Annotated in this window: 12 protein-coding genes and 4 pseudogenes; 15 read left to right on the forward strand and 1 reads right to left on the reverse strand. The window is 70.3% G+C overall.

The window, feature by feature from the left end:
• Positions 1-793 (forward strand): helix-turn-helix domain-containing protein (locus tag AOK11_RS35750; RefSeq protein WP_167353873.1); only part of this gene is annotated, 793 nt, incomplete at its 5' end.
• A 507-nt stretch (positions 794-1,300) separates the two neighbouring features.
• On the forward strand, positions 1,301-3,118 hold the full coding sequence (locus AOK11_RS35755) for a Tn3 family transposase (protein WP_055597804.1): 1,818 nt from the start codon (positions 1,301-1,303) through the stop codon (positions 3,116-3,118).
• A 222-nt stretch (positions 3,119-3,340) separates the two neighbouring features.
• On the opposite strand, the pseudogene AOK11_RS46510 reads toward AOK11_RS35755, so the two are convergent.
• A pseudogene (locus AOK11_RS46510) lies at positions 3,341-3,613 on the reverse strand (DUF4118 domain-containing protein); the annotation flags it as partial.
• Between the two features lie 40 nt (positions 3,614-3,653).
• Between AOK11_RS46510 and AOK11_RS46305 the strand changes: the two are divergent.
• The 13 genes and pseudogenes from AOK11_RS46305 to AOK11_RS45820 form a co-directional block, all read left to right on the forward strand.
• Positions 3,654-3,776 (forward strand): hypothetical protein, encoded by a 123-nt coding sequence (locus AOK11_RS46305; protein ID WP_276204864.1) that lies wholly within the window; start codon positions 3,654-3,656, stop codon positions 3,774-3,776.
• An 88-nt stretch (positions 3,777-3,864) separates the two neighbouring features.
• Complete coding sequence (locus tag AOK11_RS35765) at positions 3,865-4,431, forward strand: Chromate resistance protein ChrB (RefSeq protein WP_055597806.1); 567 nt, start codon at positions 3,865-3,867, stop codon at positions 4,429-4,431.
• 38 nt (positions 4,432-4,469) lie between these two features.
• Positions 4,470-5,615, forward strand: a complete 1,146-nt coding sequence (locus AOK11_RS35770) for an MFS transporter (protein ID WP_055597807.1) — start codon at positions 4,470-4,472, stop codon at positions 5,613-5,615.
• 269 nt (positions 5,616-5,884) lie between these two features.
• Positions 5,885-6,205 (forward strand): DsbA family protein, encoded by a 321-nt coding sequence (locus AOK11_RS35775; RefSeq protein ID WP_055597808.1) that lies wholly within the window; start codon positions 5,885-5,887, stop codon positions 6,203-6,205.
• A gap of 518 nt (positions 6,206-6,723) precedes the next feature.
• On the forward strand, positions 6,724-6,813 hold the full coding sequence (gene kdpF / locus AOK11_RS35780) for a K(+)-transporting ATPase subunit F (RefSeq protein WP_055597809.1): 90 nt from the start codon (positions 6,724-6,726) through the stop codon (positions 6,811-6,813).
• Entirely contained in the window at positions 6,814-8,475 is a 1,662-nt protein-coding gene (gene kdpA, locus AOK11_RS35785) for a potassium-transporting ATPase subunit KdpA (RefSeq protein ID WP_055597810.1), read from the forward strand.
• Positions 8,475-10,664 (forward strand): potassium-transporting ATPase subunit KdpB, encoded by a 2,190-nt coding sequence (gene kdpB / locus AOK11_RS35790; protein WP_079035296.1) that lies wholly within the window; start codon positions 8,475-8,477, stop codon positions 10,662-10,664. Before kdpA ends, kdpB begins: the two co-directional genes overlap by 1 nt.
• 1 nt (position 10,665) lies before the next feature.
• Positions 10,666-11,583, forward strand: a complete 918-nt coding sequence (locus tag AOK11_RS35795; protein ID WP_055597811.1) for a potassium-transporting ATPase subunit C — start codon at positions 10,666-10,668, stop codon at positions 11,581-11,583.
• Between the two features lie 41 nt (positions 11,584-11,624).
• Complete coding sequence (locus AOK11_RS35800) at positions 11,625-14,165, forward strand: sensor histidine kinase (RefSeq protein WP_055597812.1); 2,541 nt, start codon at positions 11,625-11,627, stop codon at positions 14,163-14,165.
• A 504-nt stretch (positions 14,166-14,669) separates the two neighbouring features.
• A complete protein-coding gene (locus AOK11_RS35805) occupies positions 14,670-15,443 on the forward strand; it encodes an IclR family transcriptional regulator (protein ID WP_055597813.1) in 774 nt (257 codons plus the stop codon).
• Positions 15,440-15,777: pseudogene (locus AOK11_RS45810) on the forward strand (SMP-30/gluconolactonase/LRE family protein); the annotation flags it as partial. The gene AOK11_RS35805 and the pseudogene AOK11_RS45810, both read left to right, overlap by 4 nt.
• A 2-nt stretch (positions 15,778-15,779) precedes the next feature.
• Positions 15,780-15,992, forward strand: a pseudogene (locus tag AOK11_RS45815) (SMP-30/gluconolactonase/LRE family protein); the annotation flags it as partial.
• Between the two features lie 2 nt (positions 15,993-15,994).
• Positions 15,995-16,160: pseudogene (locus tag AOK11_RS45820) on the forward strand (SMP-30/gluconolactonase/LRE family protein); the annotation flags it as partial.
• Positions 16,161-16,172: the final 12 nt, after the last annotated feature.

Raw genomic sequence — 16,172 nt, forward strand, 5'->3', positions numbered from 1 at the left:
CGGACTGGTCGACCAGTCCGTCCGCGGCTACGCCGAGGCCGCCGCCCGGCAGGCGGGGGAGCGGCTGCGGTTGCAGCGCCGGCTGATGGAACTCCTGCTCACCGAGCACCACCGGGGCGATCCGGCCGAAGCGCTCGCCGAGCGGGCCGCCCGCGTCGGCTGGCCGCTGCCCGGGAAGGTCGCGGTGGGCGTCCTGCGGCGCCCCGCGCGGGAGGCGGTGGCACCCGCCGTGGGCCAGGAGGTGCTGCTCGACATGGAGTACGAGCAGCCCCGGATGATCGTCCCCGAGCCGGACGCCGCGGGCCGCCCCGAACTGCTGCACCGCGCGCTCACCGGCTGGTCCGGCGCGATCGGACCGCCGGTGCCGCCGGCCGACGCGGCGAAGTCGCTGCGCTGGGCCGAGGCCGCCCTGCGCCTGATGGAACGCGGGCTGCTGCCCGCCGGCGAGGTGCTGCACTGCACCCAGCACACCGAGGCGCTGGTGCTGCTCCAGCCCGAGGAACTCATCGACGACCTCGCGCTCAAGTGCCTCGCCCCGCTGGCCCACTGCGCCCCCGCGAACGCGCGGCGGCTCGCGGAAACACTGCTGGCGTGGCTGGAGACCCGGGGCGGCGCGCCCGAGGTGGCGGCGCGGCTCGGCGTGCACCCGCAGACCGTCCGCTACCGGCTGCGGCAGATCCGCGAACTGTGGGGCGACGAGATCGACGACCCGGACCGCCGCTTCGAACTGGAACTGGTCCTGAGGGCGCAGCGCCTCCGCGGCGAACTGGGAGGAACCCGCACCCGGCGCTGACCGGAGGGGTGCCCCGGACCGCCGGGGCCGACGGGGCGGGCAGGACCGGCGGAACAGGAGAGGACCGGTGGGGCTGCCGGGGCGGGCGGGACCGGTCGGACCGGTAGGACCGACGGAACTGCCAGGACTTGTGGGGCAGGCGGGGCAGGCAAGGCCGGCGAGGGCGGGGTGGACTGCCCCGCCTGCCCGGACTGCCCTACCTGGGGTGCCATTAACGAGCAGCGAACCAGGTGACAAGTAACCCGCGAGTAGCTTTCGGGTCGAAGGTCGGGTGGTAGAGCTGGCCAGCCGAGATACGGCCGCGAGGGGTATCGCCGAGGCTCTCCGGTATGGACGTCCAGGTCAGTCCGCTGCATCGGCGGCTGCTTCGAGAGCCTTTCGGGGTTGCCCGACGTCGGGTGCCCCGGCCATGCCGTCAGGGTTCGGTAGATCCGGCAGGAGAGCGACGGGGCGGTGCCGGGCTCGGCGAACGGGTCGCGGCCGTCGATGAGGATGGTCGGGGGGCCGGTGAAGCCGGACTGCTCGGCCTGGTCGGCGACGATGCGCGTGGTGAAGGCCGCCCCCTTCAGCCCGGCGTCGTCGAGCACCTGCCGCAGCCGGTTTCCCCGGATGCGCCTGGAGCTGCCATCCGATGCGGTCGAGCACGTCGCCAAGCAGGTCGACGTCGCCGCCTCTGAGCTGGGGTTCTACGACTTCACCTCCCGCGCCGCGAAACGGCACCGCAGCGAGTTGCGGGGTCTGCCCGGCTGGCACGAGTGCACCAAGACCGACCTGGCCAAGTCAGTCTCGCACCTGGTGGACGTGATCTGGCACGACGAACGCCGCGAGGAGCAGGTGCGGGCCGAGCTGCTGCGGCAGATGCGCGCGGCCCTGATCGAGCCGCCGACCGCCGCCCAGGTCAACACGATCATCCGCTCCGCGCTGCACCAGGCCGACGAGCGCGCCGTCGCCGAGGTCGCCGCACGGCTCGCGCGGGCCGAGGGCTGCCCCCGCCGGCTGGACGCACTCGTCTTCACCGACCTCACCGGCGACGGCACCGCACCGGGCGACGCGACCGCGGTGGATGGCGATACTGCGGAGGACGACGAAGACGAGGTGGAGTCGGTGCTGGCCGACATCAAGGCCCACCCGGGCAACGTCAGCCTCAACTCGCTGCTGGACGAGATCTCCAAGCTGGGGCAGGTCCGCGCCGTCGGCGTCCCGGAGAAGGCGTTCACCGGGATCGGCGTGCAGGTCATCAACGCCTGCAAGCTGCCGAAGCTGCCGTGGGTTTCCATCAGCGGAAAGCACTGCAACGGGGCGATCAAGTTCACCGAGCCCGAGCCGCAGAAGGAACCCAAGAACCTGCGCAGGCTCAAGAAGGCGATCCGTAAGAAGTGGGGCACCGTCGACCTCATCGACATCCTGAAAGAGGCCGCCCTGCGCACCGGGATGCTCAAGGCCCTCGCCCCGGTCGGCACCCGCGAGGCCATCGACGAGGCGAAACTCCTGGAACGCCTGCTCCTGATCGCCTGCGCCTACGGCACCAACTCCGGTATCAGCTCGGTCGCGGCCGGCGAGCACGGGCACAGCGAGGAGGAGCTCCGCTACACCGCGCGGCGCTACCTGACCGCGGTCGGCCTCAAGGCCGCCGGGGTGGAGATCGCCAACGCCACCTTCGCCGCCCGCCAGGAAGCGGTGTGGGGGCAGGGCACCGCCACCGTCGCCAGCGATTCCACGCACTTCAAAGCCTGGGACCGCGACATCTTCACCGAGTGGCACTCCCGGTACGGGGGCCGTGGGGTCCTCGTGTACTGGCACATCGAGAAAGGTTCGATGGCCATTCACAGCCAGCTGCTGAACTGCACCGGCTCCGAGGTCGCCGCCGCGATCGAGGCGCGAGCGGTCAGCCCCAGCAGTCACAGCCGGGGCGGCAGCCGCACGCGGCCGCCTCCTGGCCAAGGGGCGGGGACCATGGCGGCGGGCCGCAGCAGCCCTTCCCTGCCAGGCGTCGCGCGCCCCTCCTTGAGCCCGACAGCGGCGATCACCATCGCGCGGCGGTCGGTGTCGGCCCACGCCCATCCGGCGTCATCCTTGGGGTGTGCCCGGTCCTGCCGTGTCGAGGGCGGTGCCTGCCTGGTCGGCGAGGGTCACGGCGACCAGACGGGCCTGAAGGGACGAGTGGGCGCCCGGGGAGGGTGTGAGCATGAACCTTCCCTGGTAGTGGCCGTTGCCGATGGCCCGCAGCTCGATCTCCTCCTGGGGCCAGCCGCGCTGGTCGATATCCCATCGCCGACGGCCGGCGCTCACGCTGCCGTCCTGCTCCAGGCGGGGCGGGTGGCCTAGCAGGGAGCCGTATTCGAACCGGCAGCCACGCAGCTGCAGCAGTTCGGTGAGCTGCTGCTTGACGTGGTCGACGACCACGTCGGCAGCTGTCGTGGACTGAGCCAGCTGTGCGGTGTCATGGATCCGGGCCAGATGCTCGGCGTCGGTGACGACAGCCACTTCAAGGCGGCGGGCCCGCGCGGCCAGCTGGGAGACCGCCAGGCCCACCACCAGCAGCAGGACCGCGGTCTCGACATCGTCGGCACGGTTGATGGTGAAGCTCTGGTAGGGCCGGGTGAGGAAGAAGTCGAACCAGGCGGTGGCGGACAGCGCCGTGAGGGCACCGGCCACGCGGTTGCCGGCTGCGGCGACTGCGACCACGACCACGACCAGGATCAGCGCCGTGTTCGTGCTCGACAGGCTGCCGCGGAAGGGTACGAGCAACAGCGCAACCAGCAGCGGAGCGGCTAGGGCAGCCGTCACTGCGATGCGGTCACGAAGCGGATACCTGGCCACCGTGCCACCTCCGCTCTCTGCCTACCACGGTGTGTCCCATTTGTCTGAATGCCGCGCCTCGACGATCTTCAAAAACCTTGGCACCCTCTACAACCACATCCCCGACCTGCGCGAACTACGCGCCTCCCGCGTTCCGCGCCAGCTCGAAGGCAGTGCCTCGTAGCTCACGGCGGAGCCGTTGTGACTTTTGGTCTCACCTTGACCGGACTCGCGTCACGGTAGAATCTGTAACGCCTGATACATTTCCTGTCGTGACGAATGCTGAGCAGGTCAACCGGTGGCTGGTCCTGGTGATCAAGCTGCCCGCGGCCCCCTCCCGGCACCGCGTGGCGGTGTGGCGGGAGCTGCGCAAGATCGGAGCCCTCTCGCTGGGCCAGGGCATCTGGGCGGTGCCGGAGGTGCCGGTCTTTGCCGACGGCGTGCGGCGCGCCCTCGAACTCACCGGCAGCGCGGGCGGCCAGGGTGTGACGCTCCAGGCATCCGGCCGCTCGCTTGAGGACGCGGCCCGCTTCCGGGAGATGTTCACCGCGGCCCGCTCGGCGGACTGGGCGGAGTTCCTGGCGGACTGCGGCAAGTTCGAGGCCGAGATCGCCAAGGAGATCCGCATCGGCAAGTTCACCCTGGCCGAGCTGGAGGAAGAGGAGCAGAGCCTGGATCGGCTGCGCCGCTGGCACCGCGACCTGACCGCCCGGGACGTCTTCGGCGCCCCCGAAGCCGCCGAAGCCGCCGAACACCTCAAGCGGTGCGCCGCAGCCTGCGAGGACTACTCCGAGCGCGTCTTCGCCGCGCTGCACGCCAGTGACGAGGCCCCATCGTGACCACTCAGCCCATAGCCCCGGCTGCCCCGAAGCGGGCCATGTGGCCGCTGTACGCGGCCGGGTTCACCACCGCCTTCGGTGCGCACGGCGTCGCCGCCAACCTGGGCGGCTTCTCCGAGGACGCCGTCACCTCGCTCCTGGTCCTGGGCGGTCTGCTCGCCCTGTACGACGGCGCAGAAGTGCTGCTGAAGCCGGTCTTCGGCTCGCTTGCCGACCGGATCGGCGGCAAGCCGGTCCTCCTCGGAGGCCTGATCGCGTTCGCCGCCGCCTCCGCGCTGTACGCGATCGCCGACAGCCCCGGCTGGCTGTGGGCCGCCCGCCTCGGCCAGGGCGCCGCAGCCTCCGCCTTCTCCCCCTCGGCCTCCGCCATGGTCGCCCGCCTCAATCCGGCCGCCAAGCGGGGGCGTGCGTTCGGCAGTTACGGCTTCTACAAGTCCATCGGCTACACCCTCGGCCCCCTCCTCGGCGGTGTCCTGGTCTGGGCGGGCGGCCTGCGCCTGCTGTTCACGGTGATGGCCATGTGCGCGGCGGCCGTCGCGGTATGGGCCGCGCTCGCCGTGCCCGTCGTGCCGCCCCTGCCCCGCAAGCGCCAGACCGTGGCCGACCTCGCCCGCCGCCTGGCCGACCGGTCCTTCCTCGCCCCGACCGCCGCGCTCGCCGCGGCCACCGCCGCGCTCTCCGTGGGTGTGGGCTTCCTTCCCGTCTCGGGGGCCGCTGCCGGACTTGGCACCGTGGCCACCGGTGCCGCCGTCTCCGTTCTCGCCGCCACCGCCGCCGTCGTCCAGCCCAAGGCCGGCCGTGCCCTGGACGCCGGGCGCCTGACCACCCGCACCGGACTGCTCGCCGGACTGCTCATCACCGCCGCCGGACTCGCGGCCGCCATGCTGCCCGGCCTCACGGGTGTGCTGGCCGCCGCAGTGCTCATCGGCACCGGCACGGGACTGATCACTCCGCTCGGCTTCGCCGCCCTGGCCGCATCGACACCGGAGGAGCGAATGGGGCAGACGATGGGGTCTGCCGAGCTGGGCCGCGAACTCGGCGACGCCGGCGGCCCCCTGCTTGTCGCCGGTGTGGCCACCGTCTCGACTCTCACCTCCGGCTACGCGGCCCTGGCCGTCCTGCTGGCCGCCGGCCCGCTGCTTGCACTGGCGGTCCGCCCCCGCACGGCGCGAGCGTCGAAGTAGTCCCGAGTGCCTGCCGGGCCGGTCTTCCAAAATCCTTCGTTGGCCCGGACAGCCTGCGGGCAGCCCGTGACATGCTTCCCAACCCCGAGCACTCGATCACGAGCATCGCCAAGCTGCTCGGCGTCTCCCCGGGCACCTTCTGCCGCCACATCCCAGACCTGAAGGAGCTACGCGCGGGAGCCGTACCTCGCCAGCCAGCTCGAACCGGGGACCCGGTAATACCCGGCCCCGTCCGGTACACGAGGGCACAGGCGCGCGATCCTGGGAGCATGGACATCACAGTGCTGGTCGTGCCGGACTGCCCGAACGAGAAAGCCGCCATCGAACGGCTGAGGCAGGCCCTGAACGACGTCGGCCTAAGCGATACCGACGTCACCACTCACGTGGTCAGCGACCAGACCGAGGCCGAGCGGTCCGGCTTCACCGGCTCACCGACCATCCTCATCGACGGACGCGACCCATTCTCCGACCCCGACCCCCTGCCAGGACTGACCTGCCGGGTCTACCGCACGCCCGACGGCCTGGCCGGTGCCCCCAGCATCAGCCAGCTGCGACGAGCGCTCACAGCCGCCGCCGACACCGCGGGCTGACCGGCCGAGGCTCACCTCAACGCCGCTTCCGCCAGACCGATGTGGGTTGTGGGCTCACCTTGGCTGAACCCCCTTCCAGGACCGGAGCTCGCGAGGCAGTACCGGCGCCAGTAGCCGGTCCCTCTCGCCGAGCCGCTCGGGTGCTCCCGCCTCATGGCGACCGTGTGGTTCCGCACCACGTTCTGATTGCGGAGCGAGTCGAGGAACACATTGGCCGCCGCCCCGATGGCCGGCCCCTTCGGGTGCCGCTGGTGGCGCGACCTCACCGTCCTCTCACAGGTCCCATGGCGAACCGACAGACCATGTCAGGGTCCCCCATTTTCGCATGAATGCATGTGAAACTTCGGGGAGTGACGTCCTCTGTTCGAGGAGCGGCGCCCGTCGCCTGCAGGCGATGCTGTTGCGCCACACCAGCAACGAGTCGAGGTACTGGCAGCGATGGCCGATGTGGTGTTCGTCGTGCTGACGGTGGCGGCATTCGTCCTGCTCAACCTGCTTGTGCGGGTGGTGGGGCGGTTGTGAGTGCGGACAACATCGTCGGCTTGGTACTGGCAGTCGCCCTGACCGCGTTCCTCGTCATCGCTCTGCTTCTTCCGGAGCGGTTCTGAATGGGCCCGACGGCCGCGGGAGCCCTCTTCGCTCTGTCCTTGCTGGTCGCGGTGGCACTCGTCCATCGTCCGCTGGGCGACTACATGGCCAGGGTGTTCACCTCGCGCCACCATGTGCGGGCCGAGTGGTGGATGTACCGGCTGATCGGCGTCGATCCCGATGGTGAGCAGACGTGGGCGGTGTACGCACGCAGCGTTCTGGCGTTCTCCGCCGTCTCGGTCCTGTTCCTGTACGGCTTCCAGCGGTTGCAGAGTCACCTGTTCCTGAACCTGGGGCTGCCCGCGGTGAAGAGCGACCTGGCCTGGAACACCGCCGTCAGCTTCGTCACCAACACCAACTGGCAGGCGTATGCGGGTGAGTCGACGATGGGCCATCTGGTGCAGGTGGCCGGGCTCGCGGTGCAGAACTTCGTGTCGGCGGCGGTCGGCATCGCGGTGGCGATCGCGTTGGTGCGTGGGTTCGCCCGCAGCCGTACGGACAAGCTCGGCAATTTCTGGGTGGACCTGGTCCGCGGATGTCTGCGGATCCTGCTGCCGGTGTGCGTCGTGGCCGCGGTGGTCCTGGTGGCCGGCGGCGCGGTGCAGAGCTTCGTCGAACCGCAGACGGTGCAGACGCTGTCCGGCGCTCAGCAGGCCGTCACCGGGGGGCCGGTGGCCAGCCAGGAGGCCATCAAGAACTTCGGCACCAACGGCGGCGGCTTCTACAACGCAAATTCGGCTCATCCGTTCGAGAATCCGACCGTATGGACCAACTGGGTCGAGATCTTCCTGCTCCTGGCGATCGGCTTTTCCCTGCCCCGCACCTTCGGCCGTATGGTCGGCGACCTCCGCCAGGGCTACGCGATCGTCGCGGTGATGGCGGTGCTCGCCATCGGCAGCCAGCTCGCCGTCCACGGCTTCCAGCTGGCCCACCAAGGCACCGTTCCCACTGCGGTGGGGGCGGCGACGGAGGGCATCGAGACCCGGTTCGGGGTGGCGAACTCCGCAGCGTTCGCCTCGGCGACCACACTGACCTCGACCGGCTCGGTGAACTCCTTCCACGACTCCTATACCAGTCTGGGCGGAGCCGTGCTGCTGGCCAACATGATGCTGGGCGAGGTGGCTCCTGGCGGCGTCGGCTCCGGGCTGTACGGGATTCTGATCCTGGCGGTGGTCACGGTGTTCGTGGCCGGACTCATGGTGGGCCGCACCCCGGAGTTCCTCGGCAAGAAGATCCGTGCGCGGGAGATCAAGCTCGCGTCACTGTACTTCCTGACCACACCGGCGCTCGTGCTGCTCGGCACCGCGGTCGCGATGGCACTGCCCGAAGGGCGCGAAGGAATGCTCAACCGGGGGCCGCACGGGCTGTCGGAAGTGCTGTACGCGTTCACCTCGGCGGGCAACAACAACGGTTCCGCCTTCGCAGGCCTCGCGGCCGACACCACCTTCTACAACACCGCGCTGGGGCTGGCGATGCTGGCCGGCCGTTTCGTGCCCGTCGTTCTCGTGCTGGCACTGGCGGGGTCGCTGGCCGCACAGAGGTCCACGCCGGTGACCGCGGGCACGCTGCCCACCCACCGGCCGCAGTTCGTGGGCATGGTGGCCGGGGTCACCGTCATCCTGGTCGCCCTCACGTTCTTCCCCGCGCTCGCGCTCGGGCCGCTCGCCGAGGGCCTGCGCTGATGCCCGGCCCCCGCCGAAACCGCACCCGCACTTCCCGCAAGCCGTTGCCCACGCCTTTGCCGTCGCACCGGGGGCGGGGCGGTCTGCTCGATCCGCGGCAGCTGGTTCGGGCGCTGCCGGACGCGCTGCGCAAACTCAACCCGGCCACGCTGTGGCACAACCCGGTGATGCTGATCGTCGAGGTGGGGGCAGCCTGGAGCACGGTGCTGGCCGTCCGTGAGGCGACCGTCTTCGGCTGGCTCATCGCGTTCTGGCTGTGGCTGACCGTACTCTTCGCCAATCTGGCCGAATCCGTGGCAGAAAGCCGCGGCAAGGCCCAGGCAGACACCCTGCGCAGGGCCAAACGCGCCACCATGGCCCGCCGTCTGCCCGGCTGGGAGCCGGGCAGGGAACCTGCCGGGGGCACCGAGGAGGCGGTGCCGGCGCCGCAGCTGCAGCAGGGTGACCATGTGATCGTCGAGGCCGGCGAGATCATTCCCGGGGACGGGGATGTGGTGGAAGGCATCGCCAGCGTCGACGAGTCCGCGATCACCGGGGAGTCGGCGCCCGTGATCCGCGAGTCGGGCGGCGACCGTTCAGCGGTCACCGGCGGCACGAAGGTGCTGTCGGACCGCATCATCGTGAAGATCACGCAGAAGCCGGGGGAGAGCTTCATCGACCGCATGATCGCGCTGGTGGAGGGGGCGCGCCGGCAGAAGACGCCGAATGAGATCGCCCTGAACATTCTGCTCGCCGGGCTGACGATCATCTTTCTGCTCGCCGTGGCGACCCTGCAGCCGCTGGCCGTCTTCGCGAAGAACACCCAGCCCGGCATTCCGGACACCGCCACGCTGAACGGGAACGGAGTGACGGGTATCGTCCTCGCCTCGTTGCTGGTGTGCCTGATCCCCACCACGATCGGCGCGCTGCTGTCGGCGATCGGCATCGCCGGCATGGACCGTCTGGTGCAGCACAATGTGCTGGCCATGAGCGGCCGCGCCATCGAGGCGGCGGGCGACGTCAATACGCTCCTGCTCGACAAGACCGGGACGATCACTCTGGGAAACCGGCAGGCTGCCCGGTTCGTCCCGGTCAGCGGCGTCGAGGAGAGCCATCTCGCCGATGCGGGGCAGCTGTCCAGCCTCGCCGACGCCACCCCCGAAGGCCGCTCCATCGTGGTCTTCGCCAAGCAGCGCTACGGGCTGCGCGAGCGCACCCCCGGAGAACTGGCCCACGCCACCTGGGTTCCGTTCACAGCCCAGACCCGGATGTCGGGCGTCGACCTCGCCGATACCGGCGAGGTCCGGTCGCTGCGCAAGGGAGCGGCGACCGCGGTGATGAAATGGGTCCGCGACCACGGAGGCCACCCCACCCAGGAGGCCGGCCACCTCGTGGACGGCGTCTCCGCCACGGGCGGCACTCCCTTGGTCGTCGGCGAGGTGATCCGGCACGGCGAGGTCACCGGCGCCCGGGTACTGGGCGTCATCCACCTGAAGGACGTCGTCAAGGAGGGCATGCGGGAACGGTTCGACCACATGCGGACCATGGGCATCCGCACGGTCATGATCACCGGCGACAACCCGCTGACCGCCAAGGCGATCTCCGACGAGGCAGGTGTGGACGACTTCCTCGCCGAGGCCACTCCCGAGGACAAACTCGCCCTGATCAGGCGTGAACAGGAGGGCGGGCGGCTCGTCGCGATGACCGGCGACGGTACGAACGACGCCCCCGCGCTCGCGCAGGCGGACGTGGGCGTGGCGATGAACACCGGAACCTCGGCCGCCAAGGAGGCCGGGAACATGGTCGATCTCGACTCCAACCCGACCAAGCTCATCGAGATCGTCGTGATCGGCAAGCAGCTCCTCATCACTCGCGGCGCGCTCACCACCTTCTCCATCGCCAACGACATCGCGAAGTACTTCGCGATCATCCCGGCGATGTTCGCGGCGGTCCATCCCAGCCTGGACACCCTGAACATCATGCGTCTGGCCTCACCGGAATCCGCGATTCTGTCCGCGGTCGTCTTCAACGCGCTGATCATCGTGGCGCTCATCCCGCTGGCCCTGCGCGGTGTGCGCTACCGGCCCGCATCGGCCTCGGCTCTGCTCAGCCGCAACCTCTCCCTCTACGGGCTCGGCGGGATCATCACCCCGTTCATCGGCATCAAGCTCATCGATCTGATCGTCCGGTTCATCCCGGGGGTGTCCTGAGGTGTACCTGCCCACCTGGATCCGCCCGCACCTCGCGGCTCTGCGTGCGCTGCTGCTGCTGACCGTCGTGTGCGGTGTGCTCTACCCTCTGGTGATCACGGGCATCGTCCAGTTGCCGGCTCTGCGGGAGAAGGCAGGCGGGTCGATGATCGAGGCGGCTGCCGACGGCCGCCTCGTCGGCAGCCGACTCATCGGCCAGGCGTTCACCGGCAAGGCCGGCAGCGCGCTCCCGCAGTACTTCCACAGCCGTCCCTCGGCCGCGGGGAACGGCTACGACCCTCTCGCGACCGGAGCGAGCAACCTCGGTCCCGAGGACATCGTCGATGTGCTGCCCGACCCGGCTCCGCAGAAGACCGGGCACCAGGACCCCGAGGCCCGGCAGAGCCTGCTCACCCAGGTGTGCGCCCGCAGCAGGGCCGTCGGTGCGCAGGAAGGGGTGGACGGCTCGCGCCCCTTCTGCACCGCCGGCGGGGTCGGCGCGACGCTGTCCGTCATCGGCCCGCGCGACGCCACAGGGCACGTGAACCGGCCGCGGCGCGTCGTCAGCGTCAACGAGCGGTGCCCGGACAAGCCGTTCCTGGCGACGTACCGGGGCGTGCGGGTGGAATGCGCCAGGTACGGCCAGGACTACTCCACGGGGGAAATCCTCCCCATCCGCGGTAATGCGCCGAAGACGCCGAAGGTCCCCGCCGACGCGGTCACCGCCAGCGGCAGCGGCCTGGATCCTGACATCTCCCCCGCCTACGCACGCCTGCAGGCACCGCGCGTGGCGCGCGTCCGCAAAATCCCCCTGCGAAGCGTGCTGGATCTCCTCGACCAGCACACCACCGGGCGGACACTGGGATTCATGGGAGAGCCGCACGTCAACGTCCTGCAGCTCAACCTCGACCTCGACCGCCGCCACCCGTCCGGCACGTAGGTCCTTTACTTCGGCAGCGACGTTGAATAAGAGAGGCTGTGATGGCCCGCGGACAGTTGCGCGTCTACCTCGGTGCCGCCCCTGGGGTCGGCAAGACGTACGCCATGCTCGCCGAGGGACACCGCCGCTCCGAGCGCGGTACCGACGTGGTCGTCGGCTATGTGGAAACCTACGGCCGGGCTCACACCCAAGCGCTGCTGGCCGGCCTGGAGATCGTTCCGCGCAAGACCATGACGTACCGCGGCGCCACGTTCACCGAACTCGACACCGAGGCGGTGATCGCCCGGCGCCCGCAGGTCGCGCTGATCGATGAGCTGGCCCACACCAACATCCCGGGATCGACCCACACCAAGCGATGGCAGGACGTCGAGCAGATCCTCGAGGCCGGCATCACCGTGATCTCCACGGTCAACATCCAGCACCTGGAGTCGCTCAATGACGTCATGCAGCAGATCACCGGCGTACTCCAGAGGGAGACCCTGCCCGACGAGGTCGTGCGCCGAGCCGACCAGGTCGAACTCGTCGACATGACCGCAGAAGCGCTGCGCCGCCGCATGGTGCACGGCAACATCTACCCACCGGAGAAGATCGACGCCGCACTGTCCAACTATTTCCGCAGCGGCAATCTGACCGCCCTGCGTGAGCTCGCCCTCCTGTGGCTGGCCGACAAAGTGGACGACCAACTCGACCGATACCGAGCCGAACACCACATTGAAGCCACCTGGGAGGCCCGTGAGCGCGTCGTCGTCGCCCTCACCGGCGGTCCGGAGGGCGACACCCTCGTACGCCGGGCCGCCCGGATCGCCGAGCGCAGCAGAGGCGCAGACCTGCTCGCGGTGCACGTCACCCGCGGCGATGGCCTCACCGGCGCCCACCCCGCCCACCTCGGCCGCCAGCGCGAGCTCATCGAAAGTCTTGGCGGCACGTACCACCAGGTGGTCGGCGACAACATCCCCACCGCGCTGCTCGACTTCGCCCGGGCCGTGAACGCGACCCAGCTCGTGCTGGGCGCCTCACGGCGTGGACGCGTCGCCCAGCTGTTCTCCCGCGGCATCGGAGTGACCACCACCGCCCTGTCCGGGGCGATCGACGTGCACATGGTCACGCACGAGGAGATCGGCCGGGGGCGGCAACAAGCCACGTCCAGGAGCGCACTGGCGCGGTCCCGCCGCCTCTGGGGCTTCGCACTCGCCACCACAGGCCTGCCGCTGCTGTGTCTCATACTGGCCAGCCTTCGCGGTCAGCTGTCCCTGACCAGCGAAATTCTGGTGTTTCTCATGGCGATCATGGGCATCGCGCTCGTCGGGGGTCTCTACCCCGCGCTGGTCGGCGCCCTGGCAGGTTTCCTGCTCCTCAACTACTACTTCACTCCCCCCATCCACAGCTTCACCATCCTCGAAACCGATCACCTGCTTGCCCTGGTGGCCTTCATCCTGGCTGCAGCGGTGGTGAGTACGATCGTCGATCTTGCCGCCCGTCGCACCAGGGATGCCGCCCGGGCCAGTGCCGACGCAGAGGTCCTGTCCACCCTCGCCGGCAACGTGCTGCGCGGCGAGCACGCGGTCGACACCCTGCTCGAGCGTCTCCGGGAGACCTTCGGCATGACCTCGGTGGCCCTGCTCGAGCTCCGGCACGGCGCGCCGCTGACGCCGGAACGCAGGCGCGATCCACACAGCTGGCAAGTCGTCGCATCCGTCGGCGCCGAACCGTGTACCTGCCCCGACGAGGGCGACACCGATATCCCGGTCGGCGACGAGCTCGCCCTGGTACTTCTGGGCCGCCCCCTGCTCGCCGCCGACCGGCGGATCCTGGAAGCCTTCGCCGCACAGGCCGCCAGCGCGTTCCGCCAGCAGCGTCTGGAGGAGGAGGCGCAGCAGATTCGCCCCCTCTTTGAGACTGAACGCATGCATACCGCTGTCATCAACGCAGTAAGCCATGAACTGCGCAGCGCTCTCGCCGCCGCGAAGGACGCCGTCGACGGCTTGGACGCCCACGACGGCGAGAGGAACGGCGACGAAGGCGCGGATGACGTCGCCGTCGCCAAGGAGTCGTTCCAGCGACTCGATCGAGTGGTCGCCGGCCTTCTTGACATGAGCCGCCTCCAGGCCGGGACACCGGGCGCCAGCAGGGGGCCAGTGGCAGTCGAGGACATCGTCACCAGGGCCGTGGAGAGTCTCGGGCAGCCCGGCCACGATCTCGACCTCCTCGTTCCCGACGACATCCCAGACGTCTTCGCCGACCCGGTGCTGGTGGAACAGATCCTGGTGACTCTGATCTCTCAAGCCCAGCGCTCCAGCCCGCCCGGCCGGCCCGTCCTGCTCACCGCCGCCGCCCGCGACAAACGGGTGGAACTCCGGGTCGTCGATCGAGGCCCGGGCATTTCAGCGGCTGAGCGCGCGCGGGTCGTCCTCCCCTTCCAGCACCTGGAAGCGGAGGACGGCCATCACGGCCCCATCGGCCGAGGCCTGGTACTCGCCCGCGGGCTCGCGGAGGTCATGGGCTGCCGCCTCATCCCTTACAACACTCCCGGCGGCGGGCTCACCGTGGTCCTCACCCTGCCCGCCGCACCCACAGCTGGCTAGGCTCGGGCAGCCCCGGCGACCGTCATGCGCATGTTGCGCGAGCACGACGAAGCCGCCGCGCTGAACCGCGGCCCGGTGTAGCTGCTCAGCGCTACCCGCCATGGCCGTAGCTATACGAAAACAAGGCCGTCGCGGAGCGTACAGCCGCACGATCCGACATCGATGTTCCTCAACGCCCGACCCTGGCGCCGGACCGGCGGCAACCCGCCCATCAAACGGACAACTTGCCCAGACCGGTGAGAAAACCCCCCAAAAGATACTGGCGGGTTACTTGTCACCTGGTTCGCCGCTCGTTAACGGCACCCCTACCCATCCGGACTGTTCGGACTGCCCGGGCCGCCGGGGCCGTGTCAGGACCGGTTCGGCCGCCGGGTCCGGCAGGCCTGTGTCGACTCTCCGGCAGGCCATTGCCCGAGTGGGTCCGGATGGCTAGCCTGTGTGTTCGTCATTCCGATCGCCTGTTGATATCTCGAACAGGCCGAGACAGACAGGGAGGGGCCGGTCGTGGGACGTCTCGTACCAGCCGTGACCCGGGCTCTCGACATTCTCGAGCTCTTCCTCGACGGGGACGGGACGCTCTCCGCTCCCGACATCGTGCGCAGGCTCCAGCTGCCGCGCACCACCGTGCACGAACTGGTGACCACGCTCGCCGCCCGGAAGTACATCGTCCCGGTGACCGGCCAGCCCGGCCGCTACCGGCTCGGCGTACGCCCGTACCAGCTCGGCGCCCGCTACGCCGAGCACCTCGACCTCGCCGCCGAGGGCCAGCAGGTGGCCCGGTCCGTCGCCGAGACCTGCGACGAGACGGTGCACGTGGCGATCCTGGAGGACACCGACGTCATCTACATCGCCAAGGTGGACTCCACCCACGCGGTACGGATGGTGTCGGCGGCCGGCCGCCGGCTGCCCGCGCACTGCACCTCCGTGGGCAAGATGCTGCTGGCCTCCCTCCCCGAGAAGGAACTCGCCGCGCGCCTGCCCGACGACGCCGGGCTGGCCGCGATGACCCCCAACAGCATCACCGACCCGGCCGCCCTGCGCGAGGCCCTCGCGGAGATCCGGGCCCGGGGCGTCGCCGTGGAGAGCCGCGAGTCCAACCCGGACGTCAGCTGCGTGGCCGCCCCGGTCCGCGACCGCACCGGACAGGTGGTCGCCGCGCTGTCCATCTCCGTACCGATGATCCGCTGGAGCGACGACCGCCTCGTCGAGCTGGAACAGCTCGCCGCCAAGGGCGCCGACGACCTGTCCGAGCGCCTCGGCCACCGGAGGACGTCATGACGGCGACACGCGACGGCGCCTCCTACGAGGTGGCGGTCCGGGCGGAGTCCGCCCTCGGCGAGGGCCCCACCTGGGACCCGGCGACCGGCCGCCTCCTGTGGATCGACATCCTCAACTCCCGCCTGAACGGCTACGATCCGGCCACCGGCCGGCGCACCCTGCGCCGCACCGACCAGCACGTGGGCGCGGTCAAGCCCCGCGTGGGCGGCGGCCTGGTCCTCAACCTGCGGGACGGCATCGGCCTGCTCGACCCCGACGACACCTTCCGCTGGCTGCGCCACGAGCCCGTCCCCGGCCGCCGCGGCAACGAGGCCGCCGTCGCCCCCGACGGCGCNNCCTCGACGACGTGACGGTGAGCAACGGCACCGGCTGGAGCCCCGACGGGCGCCGGATGTACTACATCGACACCCCCACCCGCCGTATCGACGTCTTCGACCACGACGCGGACACCGGCAGGGTCACCGGCCGCCGCCCGCTGGCCGAGGTGGAGGACGGCGCCGGCTTCCCCGACGGCCTCACCGTCGACGCCGAGGGCTGTGTGTGGGTGGCNNCCCGGTCCCGCGCGTCACCGCCTGTGCCTTCGGCGGCCCCGGCCTGACCGACCTGTACATCACCACGGCCCGGGTGGGCCTGGACCCCGCCCCGCCCCTGGCCGGCTCGCTCCTGGTCGTCCCGGGTGCGGGCGAGGGCGTCGCCCAGCCCGCCTTCGCGGGCTGACGCACGGACCGC

It is taken from the genome of Streptomyces hirsutus (assembly GCF_001418415.1).
Classification (GTDB): Bacteria; Actinomycetota; Actinomycetes; order Streptomycetales; family Streptomycetaceae; genus Streptomyces; species Streptomyces hirsutus.

Excerpts from the sequence above, each read along its gene's own strand:
- AOK11_RS35770 (WP_055597807.1), top strand. The coding sequence starts at position 4,470 with ATGTGGCCGCTGTACGCGGCCGGGTTCACCACCGCCTTCGGTGCGCAC.
- AOK11_RS35775 (WP_055597808.1), top strand. The coding sequence starts at position 5,885 with ATGGACATCACAGTGCTGGTCGTGCCGGACTGCCCGAACGAGAAAGCC.
- kdpA (WP_055597810.1), top strand. The coding sequence starts at position 6,814 with ATGGGCCCGACGGCCGCGGGAGCCCTCTTCGCTCTGTCCTTGCTGGTC.
- kdpB (WP_079035296.1), top strand. The coding sequence starts at position 8,475 with ATGCCCGGCCCCCGCCGAAACCGCACCCGCACTTCCCGCAAGCCGTTG.
- AOK11_RS35800 (WP_055597812.1), top strand. The coding sequence starts at position 11,625 with ATGGCCCGCGGACAGTTGCGCGTCTACCTCGGTGCCGCCCCTGGGGTC.